Below are 24,101 nucleotides of genomic sequence, written 5' to 3'. Positions count from 1 at the left end.
TGGACGCGGTTTAGGTCACAAGGTCGAAGTACCCCTTCAGAACCAACCCGGCCAAGATCAAGCCGATGATGATCATCCAGCCCGTCACCTTGCGCCCGGCCCGGCGTGCCCGCTCGGTCGGCGGCTTGATCAGATACTTGTCGAGCTCGCCGCTCGCCTCGAGCCGCTCGTACTCGAGCGCATGCTCATGCTTGAACTCATCGACCGGCACGGCGCCCGTCGCCATGACGATGTCCATCGGCCACTTCTCCGGGCGGAAATGCACGTTGAAATAGTGCACCGTAAAGAGGAAGACCGCGGCCAGGATCGCCTCCTCGGCATGCACGATGGTTGCGATATTGAACACCCAGCCGGGTAGGAAGGACGCGGTCACGGTGGGGAACCAGAGCATCAGACCGCTCAGACCGATGATCAACATGCCCCAGAAGGGCGCCCAATAATCGAACTTCTCCCAATAGGACCATCGGTCGAACTTGGGCCGCGGGGCAAAGCCCAGGAACCATTTGAACATGGCGCCGATGTCGCGGATGTCCTGCAGGTTGGGCACCATCGACGTCGGACCGAACCAACGGAAGCCCTTGCCCGCCCGCACGATATTCACGACCACGACGATCAGATGACCGAAGAAGACGGTTGCGAAGGTCACGGCCGCAACACGGTGGATCACTGCGGCGACCTTAGGACCGCCGAGCAGATTCATGACGTACTGCGCCCACGCCTGCTCCGCGAAGAGCACCGCGGTGCCGGTGAGGACCAAGGTCATGACGGCAATCGCCAGCACGCCGTGGGCGAGCCGCCAGCCGCCGCTGAAGCGTCTGAAATAGACCTGCGGCGGATTGTCCGGATCCACGCGATAGCCCTTACCCTCCTTGCGCTCCCGCCACTCCCGATAGATCCACAACAGCATGTGGGTCCAGAAGAAGAGGAAGACCGCGATGATCAGGAATTCCATGAAGCGCGCGGCGATCCACATCTCCGGATAGCGCTCGAAATCGTTGGCGTCGCCGTGGGCATGAAAGCCGAGAAATCCCGCCGGCGCGTCCTCGTGGCACTGGCGGCAGGTCTCCAACCGATTGTTCGGATGCACCTTGGACGCCGGGTCGTCGACATCCATGATCCCGTGGCTGCCGTGACAGTCGTAACACTTGGCCGTATGCGTATAACCGAGGCGCACGACCTGCCCGTGATAGGACTTCTCGTAGGTCTCGACCTGCTTCTGATGGCAGCTCCCGCAGTTCTCGGTGATGGCAAGCTTGACCTTGGTCTGTTCAGGCGAATCGATGTTGTGCGGGGTGTGGCAGTCCGAGCAGATCGCGGAGCCGGCGTTCTGTTTCTCGATGACGGCGGCGCCGTGGACGGACGTCGCGTAGGTCTCCTTCTGCTCCTCATGACAGCGACCGCAGACCTCGTGGATTCGGCCGCGATGCTCGGCGCGTGCCGCGCTGCCGACGGTCCCGATGTTGTGGCCATCGTGACAGTCGTAGCAGGTCGCGTTGGTCTTGGACTGGTCCAGCAGATTGGGCCGGGCGTGGACCGAGGCCATGTAGCCGTCGATCTGAGACAGAACAACATCGAGCCGTCGGTATTGCGGATCCGTGCTGCCATATTGAAGCTCGGCCGTTTTGAGGTGACAGGCGATACAGCCGATGCTCTTGGGCAACGGCGTCTCGTGAATCGCCTTCTTGACCGTGTTGTGGCAGCCGACGCAGGGTTGCTTGCCGTGCACGCTGTGCTCGAAGCGCTCGCGATCCACATAGATGTCGATCACGGTGCCGTCGTCCCGCTCGGAGGTCTTCTCGTCCTCGTCGTTGTGGCACTTCAGGCAACGCGCGTTGGGGATCGACGGAAGATCCAGTGCCTCGGCGAGAGTCGGTGGCTTTTCGGCCGGCGGCGAATCGGACCGATCCTTTTCCTCGCTCGCGGCTCCGGCGAGTCCGACCAAGAGCACCAGGCCGAGCACGAGCAACATGGGGAACCAGATGTGGCGGTTGCGCAATCTAGGGGACATCGATGTCCTCGCCGAAACAGGTTGAGATCAAGTGACCGCGATGCGCGAAAACGCTGCGGTCCTCCTGCTGCGGGGCGCGGTGCTGCATTGGCCCGGTCGATGCCGCCGGGATCAGGAATCGACAGGCGGGTTTATACCACCGCCCACGCCGCTCCGACAGAGGCGCATGCTGTGATTCATGAGGCAGACATCAGGCTCGGCGGCAGCCGGCGAGCCCTGCGTGATTCTCGACAGGGTCACATTCCCGGCGCGATTCGCGGCCAATGAGGCGTCACCGAACGGGCGCTGCACTGTACAATCGCATGCGCCGCGAGTTGCATCGCGCGGCCGATCCAGGCCGCGACTCAGGGAGCGTCATGACCGATCGCAATGCCGTCGCCGTGCCGAAGGATCGACCGTTTCGGACGTGTCTTGCTCGCGGCCCGGTATCGGATAACCCTTCCCATCGCCTTTTCCCAAATCCGCCGCCCCGTCTCCCGGATAAGGATGCCGGCGCATTTTCCCCGTGCCCCGAGGAGAGACCTCGCCCCATGACAACGACCCATTCCTCCCGCCCCTGTCAGCGTACCGGCTTGCTGGCCGGTGTCCTGTTGGCCACCGCCCTTGGCTCTCCGGCCTTGGCCGAGAGCGCACCGACCGCGGACAAGGCCCCGACCCCGCCGGCGGTCGTCGTCGCCGCGGTGGAATCGCAACTCGTCGACCACGAAGGGCGATTCATCGGGACCATCCAGGCCATCCAGCAGGTCAATGTCCAGGCCCGCGTGGAGGGCTTTCTGGACCAGGTCGCGTTTGATCAGGGCTTCATGGTGAAGGCCGGGCAGCTCCTGTATCAGATCGATCAAGCGCCCTTCCAGGCCAAACTGGACGCGGCGAAGGCCCAACTGGCCTCGGCGGTGGCGGACTCGGCCAGTGCGAAGGCAGACCTGCTGGACGCCCAGGCCCAGTTCGAGCGCTTTGCCGCCTTGGTCAAGAAAGGCGATACCTCCCAGTCTCAGTTCGACCGCTCCCGGGCACAGCGCGACATGGCGCAGGCGAACGTGGAGAAGGCCCAAGCCGCCGAGCTTCAGGCGCAGGCCGAGATCCAGACCGCTCAAATCAATCTCGGCTACACGACCATCACCAGCCCGATCGACGGACGCATCGGGGCGACCAACTACACCATCGGCAACCTCGTCGGACCGAGCAGCAAGATCCTCGCGACCGTCGTTCAGCTTGATCCGATCCGTGCCGTCTTCTCGATCCCGAGCGCGGACTTCGTGCGCATCAAGGAGCACGCCGGCAAGCCCGGCTCGAGCCTCCAAGACTACGTGCCCGAGCTGCTGCTTCCGACCGGCGCGACCTATGCCGAAAAGGGCCGGCTCGCCTTCGTCGACAACCAAGTCAACGCCAGTACCGGCTCGGTCGCGATCTACGCGGATTTCCCCAACCCCGACGGCATGCTGCTCCCGGGACAGTTCATCACGGCGCTTATCCACACCGCCGAGCAGATGCGCGAACCGGTGATTGCCGCCGGGGCGGTGATCCAGACTAAGAACGGGAAACAGGTCTACGTCTTGGACAAGGACAACCGCGTCGCCCTGCGCACCATCAAGACGAGCGGCCAGGTCGGAACCGCTTTTGCCGTCAGCGCCGGGCTGCGCGAGGGTGAGCTCGTCGTCGTCTCGGGCCTCCAGAAAATCAAGCCGGGGATGGTGGTGACGCCGACCCGCGCCGATGCGCCCGCAGGCACCGCATCGGACAGAACACGCGACGCCGCGGCAACGACACCCTCCGACGCGGCTCCGAGCGGGACATCAGCGGAACCGGCCCCGAGCGCGACCGGCGCGGCCAAGCCGAACGCGACGCCAAACGACAGCACGGATCGGACCACGCCGCAGACGGAGCGCTGAGCATGATCTCCAAGGTCTTCATCGATCGACCGCGCCTTGCGGCCGTGGTCTCCACCGTCATCGTGGTGGCCGGGCTCCTGTCGATCTTCAACATCCCGGTCTCGCAGTATCCAAACATCGTACCGCCGGTCGTGCAGGTCACGGCCAGCTACCCGGGGGCGGACGCCCAGACCATCGCCGACACCGTCGGCAGCCCGATCGAACAGCAGGTCAACGGCGTGGAGGGCATGATCTACATGTCCTCCACCGCCTCCTCCGCAGGCACCTACAACCTGACGGTGACGTTCGAGGTCGGCACCGACCCCAACATCGCCCAGGTCAACACCCAGAACCGGGTCTCCCAAGCCCTCGCGCAGTTGCCGCAGGAAGTCCAGTCGCTCGGCATCACGGTGCAGGCCGAGTCCACCAATCTGCTGCTCTTCATCAACGTCTATTCACCCGACGGCAGCAAGGACCCGATCTTCCTGTCGAACTTCACGACCATCAATATCCAGAACGAGATCGCACGGCTTCCCGGGGTGGGCCAGGCCAGCCTTTTCGGACCGCTCAACTACTCGATGCGCATCTGGCTCCAACCCGAGAAGATGTCGGCACTCGGGATCGCCCCCGGCGACGTGATCGACGCCATTCAGGCCCAGAATCTCCAGGCCGCGCTCGGACAGATCGGCGGGCCGCCCATCGGCGACGATCAGGTCCTGCAATACGCCATCGTCACCCAGGGCCAGTTGGTGCAGCCCAGCGAGTTCGAGCAGATCGTGGTGCGCACCGGAGAGGACGGCGCCATCATTCGGGTCAAGGATGTCGCCCGGGTCGAGTTGGGCGCGCAAGCCTACACCCAGATCTCCTATCTGAACGGCAAGCCCGCGGCGGCCATCGGCATCTACCAGTCGCCGCAGGCCAATGCGCTGGATGTCGCCGAATCGGTGCGCGCCGAGTTGGCCGCACTCAAGGCCCGATTCCCCGCCGGGGTCGAGGCCGAGGTCATCTATGACTCGACCCTCTTCGTGAAGGCGTCGATCCAGGAGATCGTCTTTACGCTCGGGATCACCTCGGTCATCGTGCTCCTGGTGGTCTTTATCTTCCTACAGGATCTGCGCGCGACCATCGTCCCTGCCCTGACCATTCCGGTGTCGCTGATCGGTGTCTTCGTCGTACTGATCGCGGCGGGATTCTCGGCCAACACCATCAGCCTCTTCGCGGTGGTCTTGGCGATCGGCCTGGTCGTCGACGACGCCATCGTGGTCGTGGAGAACGTCCAGCGCCTCATGCTCGAGGAGGGACTGGGCCGGCGCGCGGCCAGCCTCAAGGCCATGGAGCAGGTCACCGGCCCCATCATCTCCACCACGCTCGTGCTCTTCGCCATCTTCGCGCCGGTCGCCTTCCTGCCCGGCATTACCGGAGAGATGTTCCGCCAGTTCGCACTGACCATCTCGGCGGCGGTGGCCATCTCCGCGCTCAATGCCTTGACCCTCTCCCCGGTGCTCTGCTCCCTGTTCCTGCACAAGCCCAAGGAGGCCAAGCGCGGACCCTTCGCCTGGTTCAACGCGGGATTCGACAAGACCCGCAACGGCTATGTGGGGATCGTGCGCATCTTCGCCCGGCGCTCGGCGATCGCGGGCCTGCTGATCGTCCTCATCGGGACCGCGGCGGTGCTGATCCTCGGCCGCCTGCCCACCGGATTCATCCCCAACGAGGACCAGGGCGTCATCTTCGTGGATGTCAGCCTGCCGAGCGGTTCCGCCCTGCCCAGGACCACCGACGTGCTCACCCGCGTCCAGGAGATCGCCGCACGCACCCCGGGCGTCGCCAACGTGATGACCGTCTCGGGTTTCAGCCTGCTGACCAGCGCACCCTCGTCCAACAGCGGAATGGGCGTCATCGTCCTCGACCCTTGGGATCAGCGCGACACGCCGGAACTGAGGATCAAGGGGCTGCTCGGCCGACTCCAAGAGGAGATGAACGCGATCTCCGAGGCCACGGTGTTTCTCTTCCCGCCGCCGCCCATTCCGGGGCTCGGCCAAGCCAGCGGCTTCACCATGCAGCTCGAGGCGCTCGGCGGGCAGTCCCCGATGGAGTTGACCCAGACCATTCAGGGGCTGATCGCGACCGCCCAGCAGGACCCGCGGATCGGCCGGGCCTACTCGTCCTTCAGCGCCGACGTCCCGCAGCTTTACTTGGAGCTCGACCGAACCAAGGCACAGTATATGGACGTGCCGGTCTCCGACGTCTTCAGCACGCTGCAAGCGACCTTCGGCAGCACCTACGTCAACAACTTCACCTATCTCGGACAGACCTACCAGGTCAATGTCCAGGCCGACAAGATCGCCCGCACGACGGTGGACGACTTGGCGGGGGCGTATGTGCGTTCGGCCACCGGCAACATGGTCCCCATCGGCGCGCTGGCGACCATCCGCGAGGATCTGGGCGCGGACCTGATCTTCCGCTACAACGAATTCCTCACCGCGATGATCAGCGGCAGTCCGGCCCCGGGACACTCCGCCGGTGATGCCATGGCCGCCATGCAGGAGGCCGCCAAGAAGGCCCTGCCGGACGGTTACGGCTTCGAATGGACCGCCCTGTCGCTGCAGGAGTCCCAACAGAGTGCAAGCTCGGAGATCGCCGTCTTCGGCTTGGCGGTCCTGTTCGGCTATCTGTTCCTGGTCGCCCTATACGAGAGTTGGTCCATCCCCTTCGCCGTCTTGACCTCGGTGGCCGTGGCCATCCTGGGTGCAGGTGTGACGCTCTGGCTCGCCAAGCTCGACAACGACCTCTACACCCAGATCGGTCTGGTCCTGCTGATCGGACTCGCCGCCAAGAACGCCATCCTGATCGTAGAGTTCGCCAAGGAACAGCGCGAGGCCGGCAAAAGCCTACTGGATGCGGCCCTCATCGCCGCGCACATGCGCTTTCGCGCCGTGCTCATGACCGCCCTCGCCTTCATCATCGGCCTCATGCCGCTGGTGCTCGCCACCGGCGCCGGCGCCAACGCACGCATCCACTTGGGCTCCACCGTGCTCGGCGGCATGCTCTTCGCCGTGATCTTCGGCATCCTGCTCATCCCCGCGCTCTACGTCATGTTCCAGTGGCTCGGCGAGAAAGGGGGGGCCTGGCTACAGTCGAAACCGGAGGATGAGGACGAAAACACCGGTGCGGAGCCGCCGGCCGAGGCCAAGGCCACTGAGGCGGGCAGATAGGCGCTCACCCCGTCGCCGACTGATCCACCGTCGGCGACAGGCTCAAGGCGGGCGTGTCGAGATTGTCGGGAGGATTCCGGATCGAAGGAGTTGAACTGCCGGATCCAGTGCAGCACGGCAGATATGTCAAGACCGTTCGTTGTCGTTGCGTTGTCGTCATCGACCATCGATGCGATGACGACAACGAAAATGATCTCGGACGGTGTCGGAATCTCTGCACCGCTCCACTAGGATGCTACACTTGTTCAAGTTCCTGAACAGGTTTAATGCCATGAAAGTCGTCACCTACTCCCATGCGCGCAACGCCCTGAAATCCGTGCTGGATGATGTCGTTCGAGATGCCGACGTGACCATTATCAGCCGTCGAGATGCCGAAGGCGATGCCGTGGTGATGTCCCTCGACCACTACAACAACCTGGTAGAGACCCTGCATCTTCTCTCGACACCCGCCAATGCCGAGGCATTGGCCCGCGCGATTCGGCAGGATCAGGCGGGAGAGGCCCAGCCGCGAACCTTGTTCGACGCGGACGGCGGTTGATCGTGCGCAGGATCCGCTTCGTCCCCGACGCGTGGGATGCTTACCTCTATTGGCAGCAACAAGACCGAAGAACGCTGAAACGGATCAATACTCTAATCACGGACGCCGCTCGCGAGCCGTTCGCCGGGATCGGCAAGCCCGAGCCCCTGCGCGGCAATCTTTCAGGCTACTGGTCGCGCCGCATCGACGACACGCATCGCCTGGTCTACCGCGCGACCGACACCGAGCTGGTCATCATCGCCTGTCGTTTTCATTACGACGGCTGAACCAGCGAACGACCTCGGCCGTTGACCCGTCAAACCTGACTTTCGCCGGAGGACCGAGTCATGAAGCACCGGCCGGGCGCACTGAGCGTCCTGATGGCGGCCGTGATTGGAGGCTGCGCTCATGGGCCTGGCGCCGGGGTTTGGGTCGGGACCGAGATCCAGATTCCGGAGCCGATCGAGATCTCGGCGGGTTCGGCGCGCGCGTGGTTCCAAGGCGGCCGTCAGGTGTCGGGCGTCGACCGATTCGAGCCCTATTGCGAGCTGGAGATCGATACGGTTTCGGAGTCACCCCAATGGAGCAGCACCGGCAACTTCCGAGTCATCGGCGAGCGGTACAGTCTGCTGCGGGATCCCATCACACGAATCCCGACATTCATCACAGGCTTCAATTGCTCGGACCCCTTGTTTCAGGAATCCATCTGGCGCCTCGACGGCACTGCCGGCTCCAATCTGCACTCCTTGCGTTGTGTCGTGGCCTACTTCGACTGCCGGATCGGACCTCCCGTGACGCTACCACAGGCGCAGGCCGTCGTGGGGCCCCGGATCCGGCTGTTTGACGGGCCAGGTTCCGCCAGGTCGCTCGGCAGCGCGACGGACCCTCGTTCCGATCGAAGCGGTCGAGATTGAAATCCCGACTGAAAGCATCGGACACGGAACTTAGACACTAAAGACACTAAAGGTCAGGCACCAGCCAGATCCTTCCGGTCAAGAATGTTGATCTCAAGGGCCTTCAGGTGATGCAGTGTTTCGTGGATGATGCAATGATCGGCGACGCGCTCAACCGCCGCATGACGGTCTCCGCACTCTCCATGAGGGAGCTTCACGTCGACCCGGAAATCGGTCAAAAAGGCCGGCTTGTCCGTCTTCTCGAAGGCAGTCTCGACCGTCAGCTCGCTGGTATCGATCCCTTGTTGCTCGCAGTAATGGGCAACGAAGGCCGCAACGCAGGCACCGAGCGACACCACGAACAGATCGGGCGGCGCCGGGGCACGTCCCTTGCCGCCCATGGGCGGGGTGACATCGGTGACGATCCGCTGCCCTCCCACCTCCGTCTCGAACAACATACCACCCTGATAGCGCGTTATCGCGACTGGCATGATGACGTCTCCTGTGATTGCACCTCGCCATGGGTGACGGAGGCTTGCCCGTCGCCCCCATAAGAAAGCATAGTGCGAGCAGGGTAGTTGGCAAGGCGACCAACTCTGATAAGCCTCCACGGAGAAGGACGTCGACCATCGTTGCCGGTCAAACCGTCTCGTGAAATCCGCTCCGCGGTGTCACGGATCTGTCGGCGCTCCGCGCCCCGACCGCCAAGCGTCGAAGCGACCATGGCGGCAGGGTCGACACCTCCGATCCAAACCGACATCGGACCTTAAGCTCACCCTCCGTCACGCAGCCCGAGCTCCAATAGAAGCTGCCGCCCCGAGGCCGTCAACCGATACCGCTGCTTGGGGCTTTTCGGTGTCTCCGGACGTGTCAGCTCAAGCCATCCACCGTCAAGCGCAGGGTGCAAATAGTCGTAGAGAAAGGTCGGCCGATGCGACAACCCCATGAGCGCCATCAGCGTCTTGGCCGAGTAGTCGCCCTCACCCATCCGCGCCAACAGGTTCAGAACTTGTTCGGTAGCTTGTTCGGTGCCTTGTTCGGTCGAGGCGGACATCACTGCCTCCCGAATCACCCCGAGCATGAACTCGACGAACAAGGTCGACGCACCCTCATCGTTGCTGTCAGCTAGCGCTCGGTAGTAGTCCTGTTGATGCGCATGAATGATGCTCTCGACGGGCAGGTCGGCGAACAACCGATTCCACCGGCTCAAGATCACGGTCTGCCATAAGCGGCCCAGCCGTCCGTTACCGTCTTCGAACGGGTGGATAAACTCAAACTCGTAGTGAAAGACACAACTGGCGATGAGCGGATGGACCTCAGCCCTGCTCAGCCAGGCCAGAAGCTCCCCCATCAAGATCGCCACGCGATCGGCCGGTGGCGCCATGTGAACAACCTGATCGCCCGACATCACGCCGACACCCCGATGTCGATAGGCACCTGGATGCCCCACCAAACCCCTCATCAGAAGGGCATGGGCCACGAGCAGATCCTCCTCGCTCGCCGGATTCCAAGACGGAAAATGCTCGTAGGCCAGGAGCGCGTTCCTGACCTCTTGGATCTCGCGAGGCGGCGCAATCACAGGCTTGCCTTCCAGGATCGCGGTGATCTGCTGCTCACTCAGGGTGTTGCCCTCGATCGCCAATGACCCATGAATGGTCCGAGTCCGGTTGACGCGCCGCAGGGGCAGTGCACCGGCTGACTCGGTCGCCACGGCGGAGCGCCCCAGATCTCGGCGACATCAGCGACGATGTCCAGGGTAATTACGAAAGGCGGCGAGGAGGTTCTGGTCACTGGTCAAAGACCAGCGTTAGGAGCTATGCCACGTCTACAGACAGTTGTTTGCAGCCGGACCTACCTGGTCTGCCGCCGCGCCCCAAAGACTCTTGATCGCGGCCACCGTGATCTTCCTCATGCCGGAGGTACTGTCGGCGATTAACCATGTCGAAGCGCGTGCCTCTGTCAACTGAGGCCGCGGAGGGCGCGTACCACCGAAGCGATCGAAAAAGGCGGGATGGACCAAACTGACCGACGACGGCATCGAATATTGTGGAGCGCAGCCAGACCATCACGGTGGAGCGTTGATGCTTATGCATTATGCCGCGTTCTTGAATTCCTCGACGTAGCCACGCAACTCGGGCGGAACAGCGCCTTGCTCGCGCATCCGACGAGCTATTTCTGCACGTCTTTCATCGAAGCGGATTCCGGTTCGATGGCTAACGTATTTGAGAGCGGCCTTGCCGTCCAGCATGCGGACGAGGCGCTCCCAACGATTTAACGCGGGAGCCGTGGGAGCATCAAATCGATCGATGCGTTTACGATGATCCAGGAGAACGGCCGCAGCGTTGGTAACCCCTTGCTTCGCCAGAAACTGCTGTAATTCACCTGTGAGGGCTGCGCCAATACGCATCGGGTTGCACCCGAATCCGACCGCCGGGGAGGGCACATTGGCTGCAATAGCAGCGACGGTTGTGGCGGACCTATCTTTTAACTCGTCGGCGCAATTCAGGCAGAATGCCGTTGCCGAGTCCACCGTGTGCGTCGAAATCATCCTCGTGTCGTTGGCCACCGTAGCCATGGCGTCCGGGTCCAGCAGGTAGTTCTCAAGCTCCCAACGCAACAGGACACGAATGTTGTCGCCGTAGGGGCGAGCCGAGAGAAACTCCACATCCTGGTCCTGCCACCACAGGGGCCATTTGTGATCATTTAGGAGCACGTCTCGATCCACAAGGCCGAATGCGTTAATCCCATTAACCCTAGCCTGCTCGACCAGATCAATGACAGCTTTGCAGCCGCCTCCACCAGTCCCCTGTTCGTAAGTATCGGCGGGCTGGAAGAAGACCTCTTGACCTTCATCAAAAAACCAACGCTTGGCGACAATCTGGAAGTCCTCCTCAGACTCCAGAAAGACCACCGCCCCGCCGCGCTGCTTGAGGACCAACTGATCCGACTGCTTCATCTTGAATCCGCTCATGCCCCCGCCTTGCCTGCTAGCGCAGGTCTTCCTCGATTATCCAGCCGCCCTTTATCAAGCCTTCCTCGCGGATATCCATCGGGAAAGCCTCAAGAATCTCGACCGAGTGAGTTGCTGCGATGACCGTTGTGCCAGGCTGCTGACGGACCTGGGCCTTCATCAGATTCAGAGCCTTATGTTGCCAGCGTACATGCAGGTGGACATCAAGCTCGTCCACCAGAATCCAGGTATTGCGGGTACCGTGGGCGCCGATACGCAGAAAGAGCTGGACTAGGTTCTTTTCTCCACTGGAGAGCCGGTCCAGACGGTGGGTTTGCCCCCCGCTATGGACGACCGCCTCGGGCGGAACCCGGCGAATCTCAGCTGCCAGGAACTTATCCGGAGACGCCCCGAAAACCGTTTCATTCACCGTCTTCACCGCGCTGTCATAGCTGCCATTGTTCAACCACATCAGCCAGACGAGCAGGTTATCCAAAGAAGCGGTCCAGTGCGTCCCATGGGCGGCAAACTCCTGAGCTGAACGGTAACCCCAGTGTTCGGGCTGGATTATCGGCCGTTCATCGAGCCCAAGCACTGGCGGAATATCCCGGTAGGCGGGGAAAAGCAGGGCCGTAGGCAGACTCAAAGTAGAGTTAGCGTAGCCCTCCGGTGCTAGCCGGGTTGCGTCGATCAACGTATGCCGAAGGTCTTGAACAAGATCGTCCCGAGGATCGACCTCCACCAGGCGCCCACGCGCCCGTTGCCTGAATCCGGTTCGATGCCAGTCCTGCGCCCCGTAACGCTTGAGATCCGAGTCATCCCAGACCTTGAGGAAGGTCTCCTCGCCAATGGCGCCTGCCAGCAGTGAAAGAACGATGCGACGGTCGCTACCCTGCCAATAGACCCGGGTCAGCACATCAAGCTGGACCCGCCCCTGACCCTCATCCACGTCCTCCTGCCCGAACCGATGTGGATCGGCCTCGCCCAGTTGGCGCATCAGCAGTGCCATACAATCCAGCACCGTTGTCTTGCCCCGTCCATTCTCTGACATCAAAAGGAAGATGTTGCAGGGGCGGTCCTGCTCGTCGGTGAAGTCAATCTCGTAGGGCGTGCCCTGAAAGGGACCGACCCGGTCCAGGGTTAACCAGAGTGGTTGAAACTCGTAAACGGTCATGTCGCTCATTGGGTCCTCCCGCGGACGCTTTGCAGACAAATCCGGATGTCGTCGCTTCCAACCCTCACTCCATGGGCGCGGCGGGCCGCGGCGCCGGCCTGGGGCCGCAGCAGCATATCGCCGGCGCCGAGCAGTTTTTCTGCACCGGTTTCGTCGAGGATGATCTTCGACTCGGCAGCGGTACGGACGGAAAGCGCGATACGACCCGGTACGTTGCTGCGCAAAAGGCCGCTAAAGGTCTCGGCGTCCGGGCGCTGGGTGGCGAGTACCAGATGAATGCCGGCGGCCCGCGCCTTCTGGGTCAGGCGTATCAGGGGCGACTCGACCTCGCGGGACTGGAACAGCAGATCCGCCATTTCCTCGACCACCACGACCACGTAGGGCAGGTCGATTCGTCCCTGCTCGCGACCTTCGGCAAGGTTCGCGACCCCGTGCTGGCGCAAAAGAACAGTCCTGCGCTCCATTTCATCCACCAAGTCATCCAGCGCCTCCAAGATTTCGCCTATATTCTCCAGGGGCTTCCCGCCCATCAAGTGTGGGAAGGCCGCGTAGTGGGCGAGTTCGACCCGTTTTGGGTCGATCAGAGTGAGATGAAGATCCTGCGGCCCCAGCCGCCAGAGGAGGGACAGAAGCAGGGCGTGCAAACAGACGCTCTTGCCGCTGCCCGTCGTCCCGCCCACCAGCAGGTGAGGCGCTGCGGCCAAGTCGAAGTGCACCGGCGCCCCCAGTACGTCCACGCCGGGCCAGACCGTAAGGATCGGCACATCCGTCGCCTGTGTTGCCCAATCCCGGAGCCGGGTGCCGGGCACCGTGTGCCAGGTCTCCCGCGGGCGAGGCACGTCCAGGGCCAGCACCCGGGCCTCGCGCTCCCGGTCCTCGTCTTCTTGCAGGAGTATGCCTTGGCGCGTGGACAGACCCAGGTGAAGACCGAGCTTATCGAGACCTCGCTTGACCCGGTCGTAGTGATTGACATCGTCCAGATAAACCCGGTAGCGGCTGATACGCGGCCCATCTTCGACACCGCGGATCTGGGCCGAGACGCCGATCTCGCGAAGGCCAGCGAGGATCTCCTGCCCTAGGTCCGCGCGCGGCGGACGGGGCACCGCACCAACAAACAGCTCGTGGTAAAGGAAACCGTGGAAGTCGTGGCCCGGGCGCCAGGTGGTGCGAATTTCCTGTAAGCCCCGGCGGACGTGGCGTTGCAGGTAATTACGGTAGCGCCGCTCCGACTCATCCCCTTGGAACATGTCCTCGCCGTGGTAGACGCTCAGCAGCGCGCGCATCGCCAGATCATAGTCCTGACGGCCCTCCTCGTCCGCCGGGAGCCCAGCGCCCGTGATCCGGGCCAGGGCATATTCGCTGCCGCCCAAGCCGCTGCCGTCCAGATCCTCCGCGGGCGGGGTGGGGATCTGTAGCGACCGTGCCAGGGCAATGCGCAGGACGCGCAGTTTCGGGGCGCGCGGTGTGCCCAGCCCATGAAGGAGGACGTCCTCAATGGTCTGCTCGTCGCGGGCATCGGTATAGAGATCAGCCATGGGTCAAATCCCCTGGATCAGCTCGGCCATAGTCACCGGTTCGGGAACCGTGTGCTCGCCGTCGGGATTGGTCAGGCGGTAGGCACGGTAGACATGCCCGGCAATGAGTTGGAGTTTGCGGGCATCGAGTTCCGCGTCCGTGGGCAAGACGATGACCTGGGCCGCGGCATTGGGGTAGTAGTGGCGTAGGATGGCCTCTTGGTGGGCCAGGTCGATACGGGCCAGGGGGGTGTCGACCACCAATGGAACCTGCTTTCCGGAGACCTCGCTGAGCGCCCACAACAGTGCGGTTGCCATAAGCTGTTTCATGCCAGCAGATAGGCTACCCATGCCGATTGGCCGTCCATCCCGATCCAGGTAGCGCAGCCCGAAGTCCTCGTCCACCGCTACTTGGTCGATGAGGTGGTGGGAGGTCATCAGCACCCGAAAGTGGCGGTTGATTGCCGCCTCCAATTCCTCCCGTTGAGCCTGCTTGCGAGCACTCTTGAGGTCAGCGAATAGACCTCCCAAGCGGCGGGCAGTGGCGATCTTGTCCTCCGTGACTTGATTCTTACCGATCTTGGTCTTGGTCTGCTCCGCACGGCTGCGGGCCTCGGCTAGCCTCCGTTGCAGGCCGGCGGATTCCGACTCGATTTCTGTGTTCCGTTTCTTCTTGCTGTCCAGGCCACGCTCCAACTCATCTCGCTCCGCCACATACCGGTCATAGCGCGCCCGCTCCTCGTCAGAGAGCGCCCCCACGTTCAGCAAATCGGCCTCCAACTGACGCAACTCGGCGGTGAATCCTTGCAGGCGGCGCAGATCCTCCGCCCGGGCCGAGCGAAGTGCGTCGGCTTGGGCGTAGGGGGCGAGCTGGTCCCGGGAGGCGGAGGCCGCTTGTGGATCTGGCGCGAAAGAAGGGTCCATGGTATCGCCGGTCGCTTCCGCCTCTTGCTCCAGGAGACGGACCAACTTGTAGCGATAATAGGCCCGCTGACCGTCGCGGATGTCGGGGTCCGGGAACTCGGGCAGATCGAAAAGTCGCCCTGGCAAAACTTCTAGAAGTGATTCCAAGACTCGGGTCCGGGAATTGGCGTCGCTGCCAAGGACTCGGTCCAGCCGTTCCAGTGCCCCCCCGATCAGGGACGGATTGACCAGGAGCGCGATGTCCCGCGGGATCTGGGCCGAGATCCGGTCCAGCGCCTCGGCCCGCTGGGCCTGAATGCGTTCACGGGTCTCTTTGAGCTGCGCCTCGTCGTGGCGGTGGACGAAGCTACTCAGTCCTTCGATGCGGCGGCGGATGCGGCGCAGCGCGTCCGTGTCGCCCTCGATCTCCTCTTCCAGGTTGGCCCGCTTCCCGTCCAGGGCCGCAAGTTCAGCCTCGATCCCGCGGGCTTCCCCCTCAAGACGCTCCAGGTCTGCCCGGGCTTGCGGGTCCAGGTCGTTATGCTCCCAGCGGCTTATGGCTTGGGTTAGCGTCGCCCGCAGCGCCTCGATGGCACCGATCCCTAGGAGACGCTCCATCTGGCGCTGCTGTACGTCCCGGTTGGCCTCCGCCAACTCCTGGATCTGCTCGCCGTCGAACAGGAAAAAATACACGTAATCCCGTGGCAAGCGACGGTCGAGAAACTCCTGAGCCGCCTCGTCCGTGAAGGTCTCGGCGGCGGTCGTGACGGTCAGAGACTCCTCGCCGTCCCAACTCCCACCCTCAATGCGCCAGCTCCGCTCCGCAGTGACCTGGCCGCTGTCCTCGCCCCAGATCAGTCGAACAGCGCAGCGGGTCTTACCCTCGCCGCGCGCCCGTCGGTTCATGATGCCCCACCAGTCGTCACCGGCACCCACCACGTATTGCTTGACCGTGGGCATACGCGAGCGCTGGACCGCGCGCCGCAACGGCTCGTAATGGACGCCGGTAAAGAGGAGCTTAAGTCCGTTGAGCAGGCTGGTCTTGCCGAAGCCGTTGCGGCCCATGATCAGGCAGACGTTGCGGCCGGGCTCGGGGGCGCTCAGGTCGATGTCCTGATCCCCGTAATAGGAAAACAGGTTGGTGAGTCGGATGTTCTCGAAGATCATGGGGCCGGCTCGGTCCTGTCGGCCTGCCGGACGGCGTTCTCAACGACCTTGATCACATCGTCCAGGAGCTGCTGATGACTGCTGGGGCTGTCGAGGGACAGGTAACGCTCGGTGACCAGGCTATAAAGGTCCGTGGCCCAGATGCTCTGGACCTCGAACCTGGGGGCCAAATCCTCGATGAGCGCGAGGTCCCTGGATAGATCTTCTGACGTGAGGCTCAAGGCTCCAACCTCCCTTCCGTACTCTCTGGCGATGGCCAATGCGCTGTCAGTGACGTCGAACTTCTCGGTCCACTGTTGCTGGATGTAAGCGATCTCTGCGTCTTCGATCAGTCGGCGACCGACGGTGTTCTCAAGTTCCAAGAGTCGCCGCAGGATCAGTTTGCGGGTTTCCGAACTGAAGGGGCCGGGGCCGATGGACTCGTTGCGACGGATGCCGTCGCGCTTGCTGTGGTCTTCACGAATCGCTTTGAGCCAGTTGCGGAATTCATTCAGGGGCTGCATCCAGGCCGCGCCCGAGTCGATGAACCCGCGCATCGACTTGTCCTCTTTGACCACGGTGCAGGTCCAGCACCCGAATCGGCTTCCCCCGCACGAGGGCGTGTTGAGGTCCAAGACCACCGGGCACTCGCCGCCGCTCGCCTGCCGGTAGAGGTCGAGCATGAAGTCGTGGGTACCGCCCCAGGGCGGCGGGTTATGGGTAAAGAGATACTCCCAAACCTGGTCCGTCGACCAGTCCGCGATCGGTGTCATCACCAGGGCATCCGGGATCTCGCCGTGCGGATTTAGGCCGCGGCTGTTGGTGGCCCGACTTTCCATCCGATGTGCGCGGCTAGCGCTTTCATCCAAACGGGTTCCCAGGAGGAGAACGACTCCGCCGTGGTCCCGCACAATGCCGTCGATCACGGCCCGTGAGGGTTTGATCTTCATCTTGGTCGTGCACCACCGGAACCAGCGCGTCGGCGACGGGTAACCCTTGCCGATCAGATTTCCCCAAAAGCTCTGCTCAGGCGCAGGCTGAACCCGGTGCACATACACGGGAATACCGTTGGCTCGCGCATGTCCGGCTAACCGCGCCAGGCGATCGGCGAGATACTCCTCGACGTTGGGTGCTTCGACACGCGTGTCGGACGCGACGACGTATATCGGCTTCTGCGCCCCTGCGCCGAGCTTAAGGACCAAGTCGTAGACCAACTGAAGGACCAGCGTCGAGTCCTTTCCGCCGGAGTATGCGACCACCCACGGGCGCTCATCGGCGAAATAGTGCCCATGAAGTAAGTCCTCGGTTTCCTCGACGTGCTCGTCGACCAGAACCCGATCCGATCTTAAGTTCATTGGGGCGTGCATTAATGCTCATCCTCGGATCTTGCAGTGTCAGGTGATTTTACTCAGGAATCGGCTAGACGAGTTGAGGTTTCGCCCGCGTCCGTAACTCAACTCAATCAACTCATGTCAGACGAGGCGTTCGCACTGCCCTCAATGCATCGACTCCGCAGGCATAACCGCTGGTGGATAACCGCATGGCGAGCTTGATCTCCAACAGTCCGGAAGCGGCGAGCCAGGCCAAGGCGTTGAGGCGGTCCTTGATTAGAGCGTCTTCGATCTCCGCCAGGCTGCGGGCGGCGATGGTGCGTAGAACGGCCGCGGGGTTCTCTTGGGCACGCTCCAGGGCAGCGCAGTCGTCGGGCCCCAGGTGCGGGGAGACGACCAGGCGCATGTGTCCGCGCCGAAGCGCCAGACTTGCGACTCCGCGGGCAGCGAGGGCGAGCCCGGCGCTGGTGAAGTAGCCCGCCGCGCGGCGGTAGAGCACTGCGGTTTCGAGACAGGGGACGAAGAAGTCGTGCACCAGGTCGTCGCGACCAGTGCGGTAGGTGAGCTTGAGCGGGATGTGCGTCAGGTTCGGCACCGGGGATCCGGGATGCATCCGGTGAAGCCGTCATGATCCGGGCGCCGATGCAGCAGGACGCGCTGAACCCGTCGCCCGCGCCTTCGCTGCCGCCGTGCGATGCACGATATGGAGACAGGCCATGATCGGGTGGCCACAGGGTTTTCGTTTTCGGGGCCATCGCAGTTCCATCCGCTCTTGAACAGCCGCCGGCTCGGCTTGGGTCGATGGGCATTGTGCCAAACTTCGTCCTCGGGTGCAGTCAATTGATGCGATCCGGAACGGGCGGTAGGATCATGGGGTGCGGTATGCGTACTGGGTTTGGCCGGGCGCAATCGGTCGCAGCGTGGTCATCTGCACACGGCGCCGACCTGACGGCCGCCGAGTCGACTGCAAGTCGACGATCCCGGGGTTGGGAGACGAACCGAGCGGACACGATTTGTAAACACGGGTTCGGCGCCTTAGACTCGCCCCATGCGCCATCCCATTGATCCCAGAGTCGACTGCGTCTTCAAGGCCCTGCTCGGCTCCGAGGACAACCGCCCCCTGTTGATCCACTTTCTTAACGCCGTGCTGGTCGACGATCTGCCCGCTCCGATCACAGAGGTCGAGACCCTCAATCCGTACAACGAGCGCGAGGCCTTTTCCGACAAATTTGCGTCCGCACAGGTCGAAATCGAGCGTGAACGTTGGCTAAAATTCTTCAAGGAAGCCGAGCGCTTCAATGAGGCTACGCTGCCCGACTGGATGCACACCGCCGAGATGAGGCAAGCCATGAGTACCTTGAACGCCTTCTCCGAGAAAGAGCGCGCCTATCACGCCTATCAGGCGCGTCAGGAATTCCTGCGTCAGCAGCGGGGGATCCAACGTGAGCTCGACAAGGCGCGGGCTGCAAAGGAAGCAGAGCGACGGGCCAAGGAAGCCGCACTCCAAGCCAAGGAAGCTGCCCTCGCCGAGGTCGAACGTCTCAAAGCGCTGCTGAAACAGAAGGATGTTTAGCGTTCAACCTCGACGCCAGGCTTTCGTTACGCACGGCTGACGAGGTCGCGGCCCTTGACGCGGCGCGGCGAGTGTTCGTGACCCGGGCCGTCGTGGCACGTGGCGCAGAGCGCCACGGGGCATGCGTGACACCGCGGAGCGGGTGCCACGAGCTCACTTCGAGATCAGGTCCACATGGGGCATGGCGGTGATTCCGTCCCGAGCACACGGGACGCCGACGGAGCGCGGCGTTGGCGGGCGGCGAGGATCGCGTCTCTCAAGACCGAGCCATCGCCGGATCGGCGCGCTGCCACCACGCGGGTAGATCTGCGATCGAGTCGATGACACCGTCCGGGCGGATCTCCGTGTCGAGATCCGCGGGGCGGAACTTGCCGGTGCGCACCAACAGGGTCTTGAGTCCGGCGGCCTGCGCGCCGGCGATGTCGCTGCGGATGTCGTCGCCGATCATCAGGGTGTCGGCGGCGCTGCTCCCCAGGGCGGTCAGCGCCGCCTCGAAGAAGGGTCGGGCAGGCTTGCCCAGCACGATCGGCTCGACGCCCGTGGCGTGCTTGAGGGCCGCGACAAAGGGGGCGGTGTCCAGGCGCAGACCGTCCGGGGCGCGCCAGTAGCGGGTCATACCGAGCGCGATCAGCTGCGGGCTGGGCTCGGCCATCAGGAGACGGAAGGCGCGATTGAGCGTCGCATAGTCCCAATCCTCGCCCAGGTCGCCGAGGATCACCGCCTCGGCACCCTCCTCGGCGTCCGGCGGGAGAGGGGTCACGCCGGTGAAGTCGGCCCGAGTGGCCGGATTCACGAACAGCGCCACCCGCGAGAGGCCGCGCTCGGCGAGCCATGCGCTCGCCGCCAGAGGCGGCGTGAGGATCTCGTCCGCCTCCACGGCGATGCCGAGCCGCGCGAGCTTGTCCACGATAGCCGCACGGGGTCGAGAGGTGGTATTGGTCACGTACAGGTGCGGAATCGCGCGGCGTCGGACCCAGGCAATGGCCTGATCGGCCTTCTGAATCGGCTCATCGCCCTGATACAAGACACCATCGAGATCGATCAGAATCGCGTTCATCGGGATAGCCTCCACGAACGAGCTTGTCCATGAATCTATGGCCTCGGATGACGCGTTTTACACCCCGGGCGCCGTCGATCATCCCGGATCCGGTCGATATTGAAGTTTAGCCTGCGGCACGAGAGAAGGGCCTTTGGCCGCTTCTCGTCGATGCGAACGAATTGGGTCATTGACGGGTCGAAGCCGGGCACAAGCTTTGGCCGAAGTTCCCGCGAGCCTGGCATCCAGCCGGCGTCTCGCCTTTCACTGGAGGAGCATCCGATGTCCGAAAAACCCGTCGCCGTCGTCACCGGTGCGAATCGCGGCCTGGGACTCGAGACCAGCCGTCGACTGGCGGCCATGGGCTATACCGTGATCCTTACGGCACGACGTGAGGCGGAAGGCCGCGCTGCCGCGCAGGCTCTGGCGGATGCCGGCCACGATGTCCGCTTCCAGCCTCTGGACGTGACCGACGAGGCGTCGATTCAGGCCCTGGTCGAGACCGTTCGCGGGATCGGCCGGCTGGACGTCCTGGTCAACAACGCCGGGATCGTCCCCGATCCGAAGCCCGGAACAGAGGAGGCCAGCGTCTTTCGCGCGAACCTGGAGACGGTGCGCCGCGGTATGGAGACCAACGCCCTGGCGCCGCTGCGGCTCTGCCAGGTGCTGATCCCCTTGATGGAAGGCCGAGGTCGCGTGGTCAATGTCTCGTCCGGCATGGGCCAGCTCGACGAGATGAACGGCTGCTGCCCGGGCTATCGGCTCTCCAAGGTCTCGCTCAATGCGCTCACCCGGATCTTCGCCGACGAATTGCGTGATACCGGAATCAAGGTCAACGCTGTCTGTCCGGGCTGGGTCCGTACGAACCTGGGCGGCGAACGGGCACCCTTGTCGGTGGAGGAAGGCGCGGAGGGCATCGTCTGGGCGGCTACGCTCCCGGATGGCGGTCCGAGCGGCGGCTTTTTCCGACATGGAGAGCCGATCCCCTGGTAGCCCGCGCTCGGTGACCTGGGTGTTCGGCGACCCGAGCAGTCGAAAATACCGCGAACGGCACGGCTCGCGTTTACCTCGAGAGACGGAAGGCGCGGGCTGATCCGAGGCGAGCAACCGACCAAACGACCGTCCCGAGCAGGATCTTGCAGCCGTCCACATACCGTTGTATCGTCGCGTCATGAGCTCAAGCGTTGCACTCTATGAAGCCCTCACCACGGCACCCGACGACCGCACCCGTGCGCGCGTCATCGCCGAGGCGTTCGAGCGTCTTGAGGAACGCTACCCGCACCTGCCTGACTTAGCCACCCAAGGCCATGTCCGCGAGGCCGAGCTGCGGCTGCAGAAAGAGATCGAGCAGGTCAGAGCCGATCTGCGCGCCACCGAGCTTCGGCTGCAAGGTGATATCGAACAAGTCCGTGCCGAGTTGAAGATCGACATCGAACATCTCCGCGCCGAGCTCAAGGCCGACATCGAACACCTCCGCGCCGAGCTCAAGGGCGACATCGAACACCTCCGCGCCGAGCTCAAGGGCGACATCGAACACCTCCGAGCCCAGCTCAAGGCAGACATCGAGCAGATCCGTGCCGACCTGCATGCGACCGAGCTCCGGCTGCAGAAAGAAATCGCACACGTGAAGCTGGATCTGCTCAAATGGCTGGTACCGCTGATGTTCGCCCAAGTGGCCGCCATCGCCGCGCTGGTGAAGCTCCTCTGAAACCCTGCGAGAACGCGTGTCCTAATGCGCGGCACAGGGCGGCACCTCGCCCTGCTCCAAGCCGAGCGCGATGGCCAGATACCGGAAATGAAGCTCCAAGCCGCCCTGTTCGTTGCTCAGGGTGTTGTCCATGCCTTCGCGTACCTCTTGCGAAAGCGACCATCCGAGAGGCGGCTCCACATATCGGCTTTCCACTGCCGCGATGGTCTCGGCGTCGGCGGCTCCCAGAGCGGCAAGGCGTGCTCGCACCACGGAGGCGAGCGGGACCTCGATGACGGTTCCTCCGATGCCCTCGACCAGATCCGCCGCGATGACTTCGGCCAGCTCTCCGCGCGCCGAGCGGGTCTCGAGCAAGGCCTCAACGGGCGACGTGACTTCACTGACGGTGGCGTTGAAGCCACCTCCGCTCGGGAGCCGTTCGACACTGCCGTCGCGCCGACACAGATTCGGTGCGGTCGTGTCGTTGTCGATGATGATCAGGATGGGTTTCAGAACAGCGCCCTTCTTCACCAACAGTGTTATGAGATCGGCCATCGAGGCGGCACCCGAGTTCTCGAAATAGCCTCCGTCGACCAACCGCAGCTTCTCGCCGTCCTCGACATGGACCGTGCCGGCGGGGCTGACGTAGGTAAAGCGGGCGCTCGCACCCGCGGCGGCACTGGTGCGAATGTCGCCGAGACCATAACGCGGCTCCAGGAGATCGATCACCTGTGGAAGTCCGTCGACGCGCAGGTTCGAGAAGATACCGCGTTGACCGGTCTCGACGATGGTCGTGTTCAGCAGCAGGCTCGGCAGGGCTGCCGCCTCGGGTCCGGAGTAAAGACCCTGGAACGGGCCCTTGAAGAGCGCCCTCGCCTCGCCGTCGAAGGCCGATTCCCAGGAACGCTCAAGAAATCGCTGGCGATCCGCGAGCGCGATCGGCGGGGGCAGAAAGCGCTGTAACAGGTCCGGGAAGAGCATCCCGGCGACGACCGGCGACAGAAAGTCGTGGCCGAGCACCTCGCGCACCTGATCGAGCAAGACATTGGTCTGTTCGGTTGGCAGCCCGGCCCGCTTCAGAGCGACATAGGTCGCGGCGCCGAGGCTGCCGCCCGAGACGCCGCTGACGGCAAAGAGCCGTTCCGCGAACGGCGCACCGAATTTGTGCTCGAGATAGGCGAGCGTAGAGGCAGTCCAGTAGGCCGCACTGATGCCGCCGCCCGAGGTGGCGACCAGAACCACCGTTTCCGGCTCGGCCGCACTCCCGGATCGGACCCGTTGCCAGGACGCGAGCTGCTCGACAGGCGTGGGCCGCCGGGGTGTGCTCTCCAGGTCGTCGTCGACGCGCACCGCGTGATTGTCGTTCCAGATGCCGGATACCAGGGCCAACAGCAGCATCGCGAGCGTGAGCGGCGGCGCGCCGTTGGACATCGGCAGATAGGTCAAGACAGCGGTGCCGAACAGGCTGATCCCGACGACGCCGAGCACGGCAATCGCGGGTGCAACGAGCAGTTGCGGCAACAGAACCGGCGCGATCACAAAGAGCGGAACCAGGGCGAAAGCGGCGATCAGCAAGGCCCGCCCCCGGCGTCGATGCGCTGGCGGGACAGCATTGCCAAGGTCCAGGATCATGTCGTCCCGGTCCACCCCGAAGATCGGCCTGCGCGCCACGTAGAAGACTAACAGCGCGAAACCCATTCCGAGGTAGAGCCATCCGAGCAAGGTCTCGCTGCTCGGCACCGCCGAGCCGATCTGCAGAAAGGTCCAGCCGATCGCGAGCGGCACCAGGCTACCGACGACGCGCGGCCACCAGCGGCGGCCGAAGGCCGCGTACTTGCGATCCAACGGGTAGCCGGGATACTCGACACCCAGCGTGAGCCGGGAGGTGTACCAGAGCGACAGGGAGCCGACCAGCGTGCCGACCAGGAACAAGAGGTTCCAGAGAAAATCCAGATCGGCGAGCGTGAAACCGCGCTCGGCCGAGAGACGCAGAAGATCCTGCCCTTGGGAGGTCGCCGCGAACAGGATCACCAAAACGGCGGTCCCACCGACGTTGTAGGCAATCAGCCAGGGCACCCGCAAGAGCGAGTCCCAGATGAACTTGCGCACGGGCGAATCCCAGTAGAACCTGATCCGCCGTGCCAGCCTGCCGTCTTTCGCTCCCGGAGTGCTCATCGCTGCCCCCGCGTATCGGATGTCCAAACGCTCCGCGGCAGACGGCAGCCACTCCGAAGGCCCTCGGACGAAGGCTCATCGAAACGGCGCCGAGGCCGCGAGAGTCCCTGT

At 63.5% G+C, this 24,101-nt stretch carries 19 protein-coding genes; 8 read left to right on the top strand and 11 right to left on the bottom strand.

The genetic code is table 11. From position 1 onward, the window contains the following. Positions 1-10: 10 nt before the first annotated feature. Entirely contained in the window at positions 11-2,008 is a 1,998-nt protein-coding gene (locus tag LT988_RS20255; protein WP_232407308.1) for a cytochrome c3 family protein, read from the bottom strand. Positions 2,009-2,538: 530 nt separating this feature from the next. Here LT988_RS20255 and LT988_RS20250 point away from each other — a divergent pair. The 5 genes from LT988_RS20250 to LT988_RS20230 all read left to right on the top strand — a co-directional run bounded on the left by LT988_RS20250 (position 2,539) and on the right by LT988_RS20230 (position 8,522). Next, positions 2,539-3,897 (top strand): efflux RND transporter periplasmic adaptor subunit, encoded by a 1,359-nt coding sequence (locus tag LT988_RS20250; protein WP_232407307.1) that lies wholly within the window; start codon positions 2,539-2,541, stop codon positions 3,895-3,897. Between the two features lie 2 nt (positions 3,898-3,899). Further along, the gene (locus tag LT988_RS20245) at positions 3,900-7,091 is read left to right on the top strand and encodes an efflux RND transporter permease subunit (protein ID WP_232407306.1); all 3,192 of its coding nucleotides are present in this window, start codon (positions 3,900-3,902) and stop codon (positions 7,089-7,091) included. A gap of 271 nt (positions 7,092-7,362) precedes the next feature. After that, a complete protein-coding gene (locus LT988_RS20240; RefSeq protein ID WP_232407305.1) occupies positions 7,363-7,629 on the top strand; it encodes a type II toxin-antitoxin system Phd/YefM family antitoxin in 267 nt (88 codons plus the stop codon). Next, positions 7,626-7,895, top strand: a complete 270-nt coding sequence (locus LT988_RS20235; RefSeq protein WP_456300842.1) for a Txe/YoeB family addiction module toxin — start codon at positions 7,626-7,628, stop codon at positions 7,893-7,895. Before LT988_RS20240 ends, LT988_RS20235 begins: the two co-directional genes overlap by 4 nt. Positions 7,896-7,955: 60 nt before the next feature. Further along, positions 7,956-8,522, top strand: coding sequence for a hypothetical protein (locus tag LT988_RS20230; protein WP_232407303.1), 567 nt, complete (start codon positions 7,956-7,958; stop codon positions 8,520-8,522). A gap of 53 nt (positions 8,523-8,575) precedes the next feature. Here LT988_RS20230 and LT988_RS20225 read toward each other — a convergent pair whose 3' ends face one another. From LT988_RS20225 to LT988_RS20190, 8 genes are all read right to left on the bottom strand, one after another. Further along, entirely contained in the window at positions 8,576-8,992 is a 417-nt protein-coding gene (locus LT988_RS20225) for an OsmC family protein (protein ID WP_232407302.1), read from the bottom strand. Between the two features lie 281 nt (positions 8,993-9,273). Continuing rightward, a complete protein-coding gene (locus tag LT988_RS20220; protein ID WP_232407301.1) occupies positions 9,274-10,212 on the bottom strand; it encodes a Fic family protein in 939 nt (312 codons plus the stop codon). Positions 10,213-10,593: 381 nt separating this feature from the next. Further along, positions 10,594-11,472 (bottom strand): hypothetical protein, encoded by an 879-nt coding sequence (locus LT988_RS20215; protein WP_232407300.1) that lies wholly within the window; start codon positions 11,470-11,472, stop codon positions 10,594-10,596. A gap of 16 nt (positions 11,473-11,488) precedes the next feature. Next, positions 11,489-12,634: an AAA family ATPase gene (locus tag LT988_RS20210; protein ID WP_232407299.1), complete on the bottom strand. Its 1,146-nt coding sequence runs from the start codon at positions 12,632-12,634 to the stop codon at positions 11,489-11,491. Beyond that, positions 12,631-14,160 (bottom strand): FtsK/SpoIIIE domain-containing protein, encoded by a 1,530-nt coding sequence (locus LT988_RS20205; protein WP_232407298.1) that lies wholly within the window; start codon positions 14,158-14,160, stop codon positions 12,631-12,633. Before LT988_RS20205 ends, LT988_RS20210 begins: the two co-directional genes overlap by 4 nt. 3 nt (positions 14,161-14,163) lie before the next feature. After that, positions 14,164-16,209 carry a DNA sulfur modification protein DndD gene (gene dndD / locus LT988_RS20200; protein ID WP_232407297.1) on the bottom strand — a complete coding sequence of 682 codons (2,046 nt, stop codon included), beginning with the start codon at positions 16,207-16,209 and terminating at the stop codon, positions 14,164-14,166. After that, positions 16,206-17,555: a DNA phosphorothioation system sulfurtransferase DndC gene (dndC, locus tag LT988_RS20195; RefSeq protein WP_232407296.1), complete on the bottom strand. Its 1,350-nt coding sequence runs from the start codon at positions 17,553-17,555 to the stop codon at positions 16,206-16,208. Before dndC ends, dndD begins: the two co-directional genes overlap by 4 nt. 100 nt (positions 17,556-17,655) lie before the next feature. Then, a complete protein-coding gene (locus tag LT988_RS20190; RefSeq protein ID WP_232407295.1) occupies positions 17,656-18,114 on the bottom strand; it encodes a phospholipase D-like domain-containing protein in 459 nt (152 codons plus the stop codon). A gap of 453 nt (positions 18,115-18,567) precedes the next feature. On the opposite strand from LT988_RS20190, the gene LT988_RS20185 reads away from it, so the two are divergent. Next, positions 18,568-19,092, top strand: a complete 525-nt coding sequence (locus LT988_RS20185; protein ID WP_232407294.1) for a PD-(D/E)XK nuclease family transposase — start codon at positions 18,568-18,570, stop codon at positions 19,090-19,092. Positions 19,093-19,348: 256 nt separating this feature from the next. On the opposite strand, the gene LT988_RS20180 is transcribed toward LT988_RS20185, so the two are convergent. Then, positions 19,349-20,149: a TIGR01458 family HAD-type hydrolase gene (locus LT988_RS20180; RefSeq protein ID WP_232407293.1), complete on the bottom strand. Its 801-nt coding sequence runs from the start codon at positions 20,147-20,149 to the stop codon at positions 19,349-19,351. Between the two features lie 261 nt (positions 20,150-20,410). Here LT988_RS20180 and LT988_RS20175 point away from each other — a divergent pair, with 261 nt between their 5' ends. Further along, on the top strand, positions 20,411-21,121 hold the full coding sequence (locus LT988_RS20175) for an SDR family oxidoreductase (RefSeq protein ID WP_232407292.1): 711 nt from the start codon (positions 20,411-20,413) through the stop codon (positions 21,119-21,121). A gap of 178 nt (positions 21,122-21,299) precedes the next feature. Further along, positions 21,300-21,836 (top strand): apolipoprotein A1/A4/E family protein, encoded by a 537-nt coding sequence (locus LT988_RS20170; protein WP_232407291.1) that lies wholly within the window; start codon positions 21,300-21,302, stop codon positions 21,834-21,836. A gap of 21 nt (positions 21,837-21,857) precedes the next feature. Here the strand turns inward: LT988_RS20170 and LT988_RS20165 are convergent, their stop codons facing one another. Beyond that, positions 21,858-23,990 carry a hypothetical protein gene (locus LT988_RS20165; protein ID WP_232407290.1) on the bottom strand — a complete coding sequence of 711 codons (2,133 nt, stop codon included), beginning with the start codon at positions 23,988-23,990 and terminating at the stop codon, positions 21,858-21,860. Positions 23,991-24,101: the final 111 nt, after the last annotated feature.

The sequence above is a fragment of the Thiocapsa bogorovii genome (genome assembly GCF_021228795.1).
GTDB classification, from domain to species: domain Bacteria; phylum Pseudomonadota; class Gammaproteobacteria; order Chromatiales; family Chromatiaceae; genus Thiocapsa; species Thiocapsa bogorovii.
This window is presented reverse-complemented; position numbering and strand designations above follow the sequence as displayed.

What these genes read in the sequence shown, in the direction of transcription:
- LT988_RS20255 (WP_232407308.1), bottom strand. Translation starts at nt 2,008, where the DNA reads ATGTCCCCTAGATTGCGCAACCGCCACATCTGGTTCCCCATGTTGCTC.
- LT988_RS20250 (WP_232407307.1), top strand. Translation starts at nt 2,539, where the DNA reads ATGACAACGACCCATTCCTCCCGCCCCTGTCAGCGTACCGGCTTGCTG.
- LT988_RS20245 (WP_232407306.1), top strand. Translation starts at nt 3,900, where the DNA reads ATGATCTCCAAGGTCTTCATCGATCGACCGCGCCTTGCGGCCGTGGTC.
- LT988_RS20240 (WP_232407305.1), top strand. Translation starts at nt 7,363, where the DNA reads ATGAAAGTCGTCACCTACTCCCATGCGCGCAACGCCCTGAAATCCGTG.
- LT988_RS20230 (WP_232407303.1), top strand. Translation starts at nt 7,956, where the DNA reads ATGAAGCACCGGCCGGGCGCACTGAGCGTCCTGATGGCGGCCGTGATT.
- LT988_RS20225 (WP_232407302.1), bottom strand. Translation starts at nt 8,992, where the DNA reads ATGCCAGTCGCGATAACGCGCTATCAGGGTGGTATGTTGTTCGAGACG.
- LT988_RS20215 (WP_232407300.1), bottom strand. Translation starts at nt 11,472, where the DNA reads ATGAGCGGATTCAAGATGAAGCAGTCGGATCAGTTGGTCCTCAAGCAG.
- LT988_RS20210 (WP_232407299.1), bottom strand. Translation starts at nt 12,634, where the DNA reads ATGAGCGACATGACCGTTTACGAGTTTCAACCACTCTGGTTAACCCTG.
- LT988_RS20205 (WP_232407298.1), bottom strand. Translation starts at nt 14,160, where the DNA reads ATGGCTGATCTCTATACCGATGCCCGCGACGAGCAGACCATTGAGGAC.
- dndD (WP_232407297.1), bottom strand. Translation starts at nt 16,209, where the DNA reads ATGATCTTCGAGAACATCCGACTCACCAACCTGTTTTCCTATTACGGG.
- dndC (WP_232407296.1), bottom strand. Translation starts at nt 17,555, where the DNA reads ATGCACGCCCCAATGAACTTAAGATCGGATCGGGTTCTGGTCGACGAG.
- LT988_RS20185 (WP_232407294.1), top strand. Translation starts at nt 18,568, where the DNA reads ATGCGCCATCCCATTGATCCCAGAGTCGACTGCGTCTTCAAGGCCCTG.
- LT988_RS20180 (WP_232407293.1), bottom strand. Translation starts at nt 20,149, where the DNA reads ATGAACGCGATTCTGATCGATCTCGATGGTGTCTTGTATCAGGGCGAT.
- LT988_RS20175 (WP_232407292.1), top strand. Translation starts at nt 20,411, where the DNA reads ATGTCCGAAAAACCCGTCGCCGTCGTCACCGGTGCGAATCGCGGCCTG.
- LT988_RS20170 (WP_232407291.1), top strand. Translation starts at nt 21,300, where the DNA reads ATGAGCTCAAGCGTTGCACTCTATGAAGCCCTCACCACGGCACCCGAC.
- LT988_RS20165 (WP_232407290.1), bottom strand. Translation starts at nt 23,990, where the DNA reads ATGAGCACTCCGGGAGCGAAAGACGGCAGGCTGGCACGGCGGATCAGG.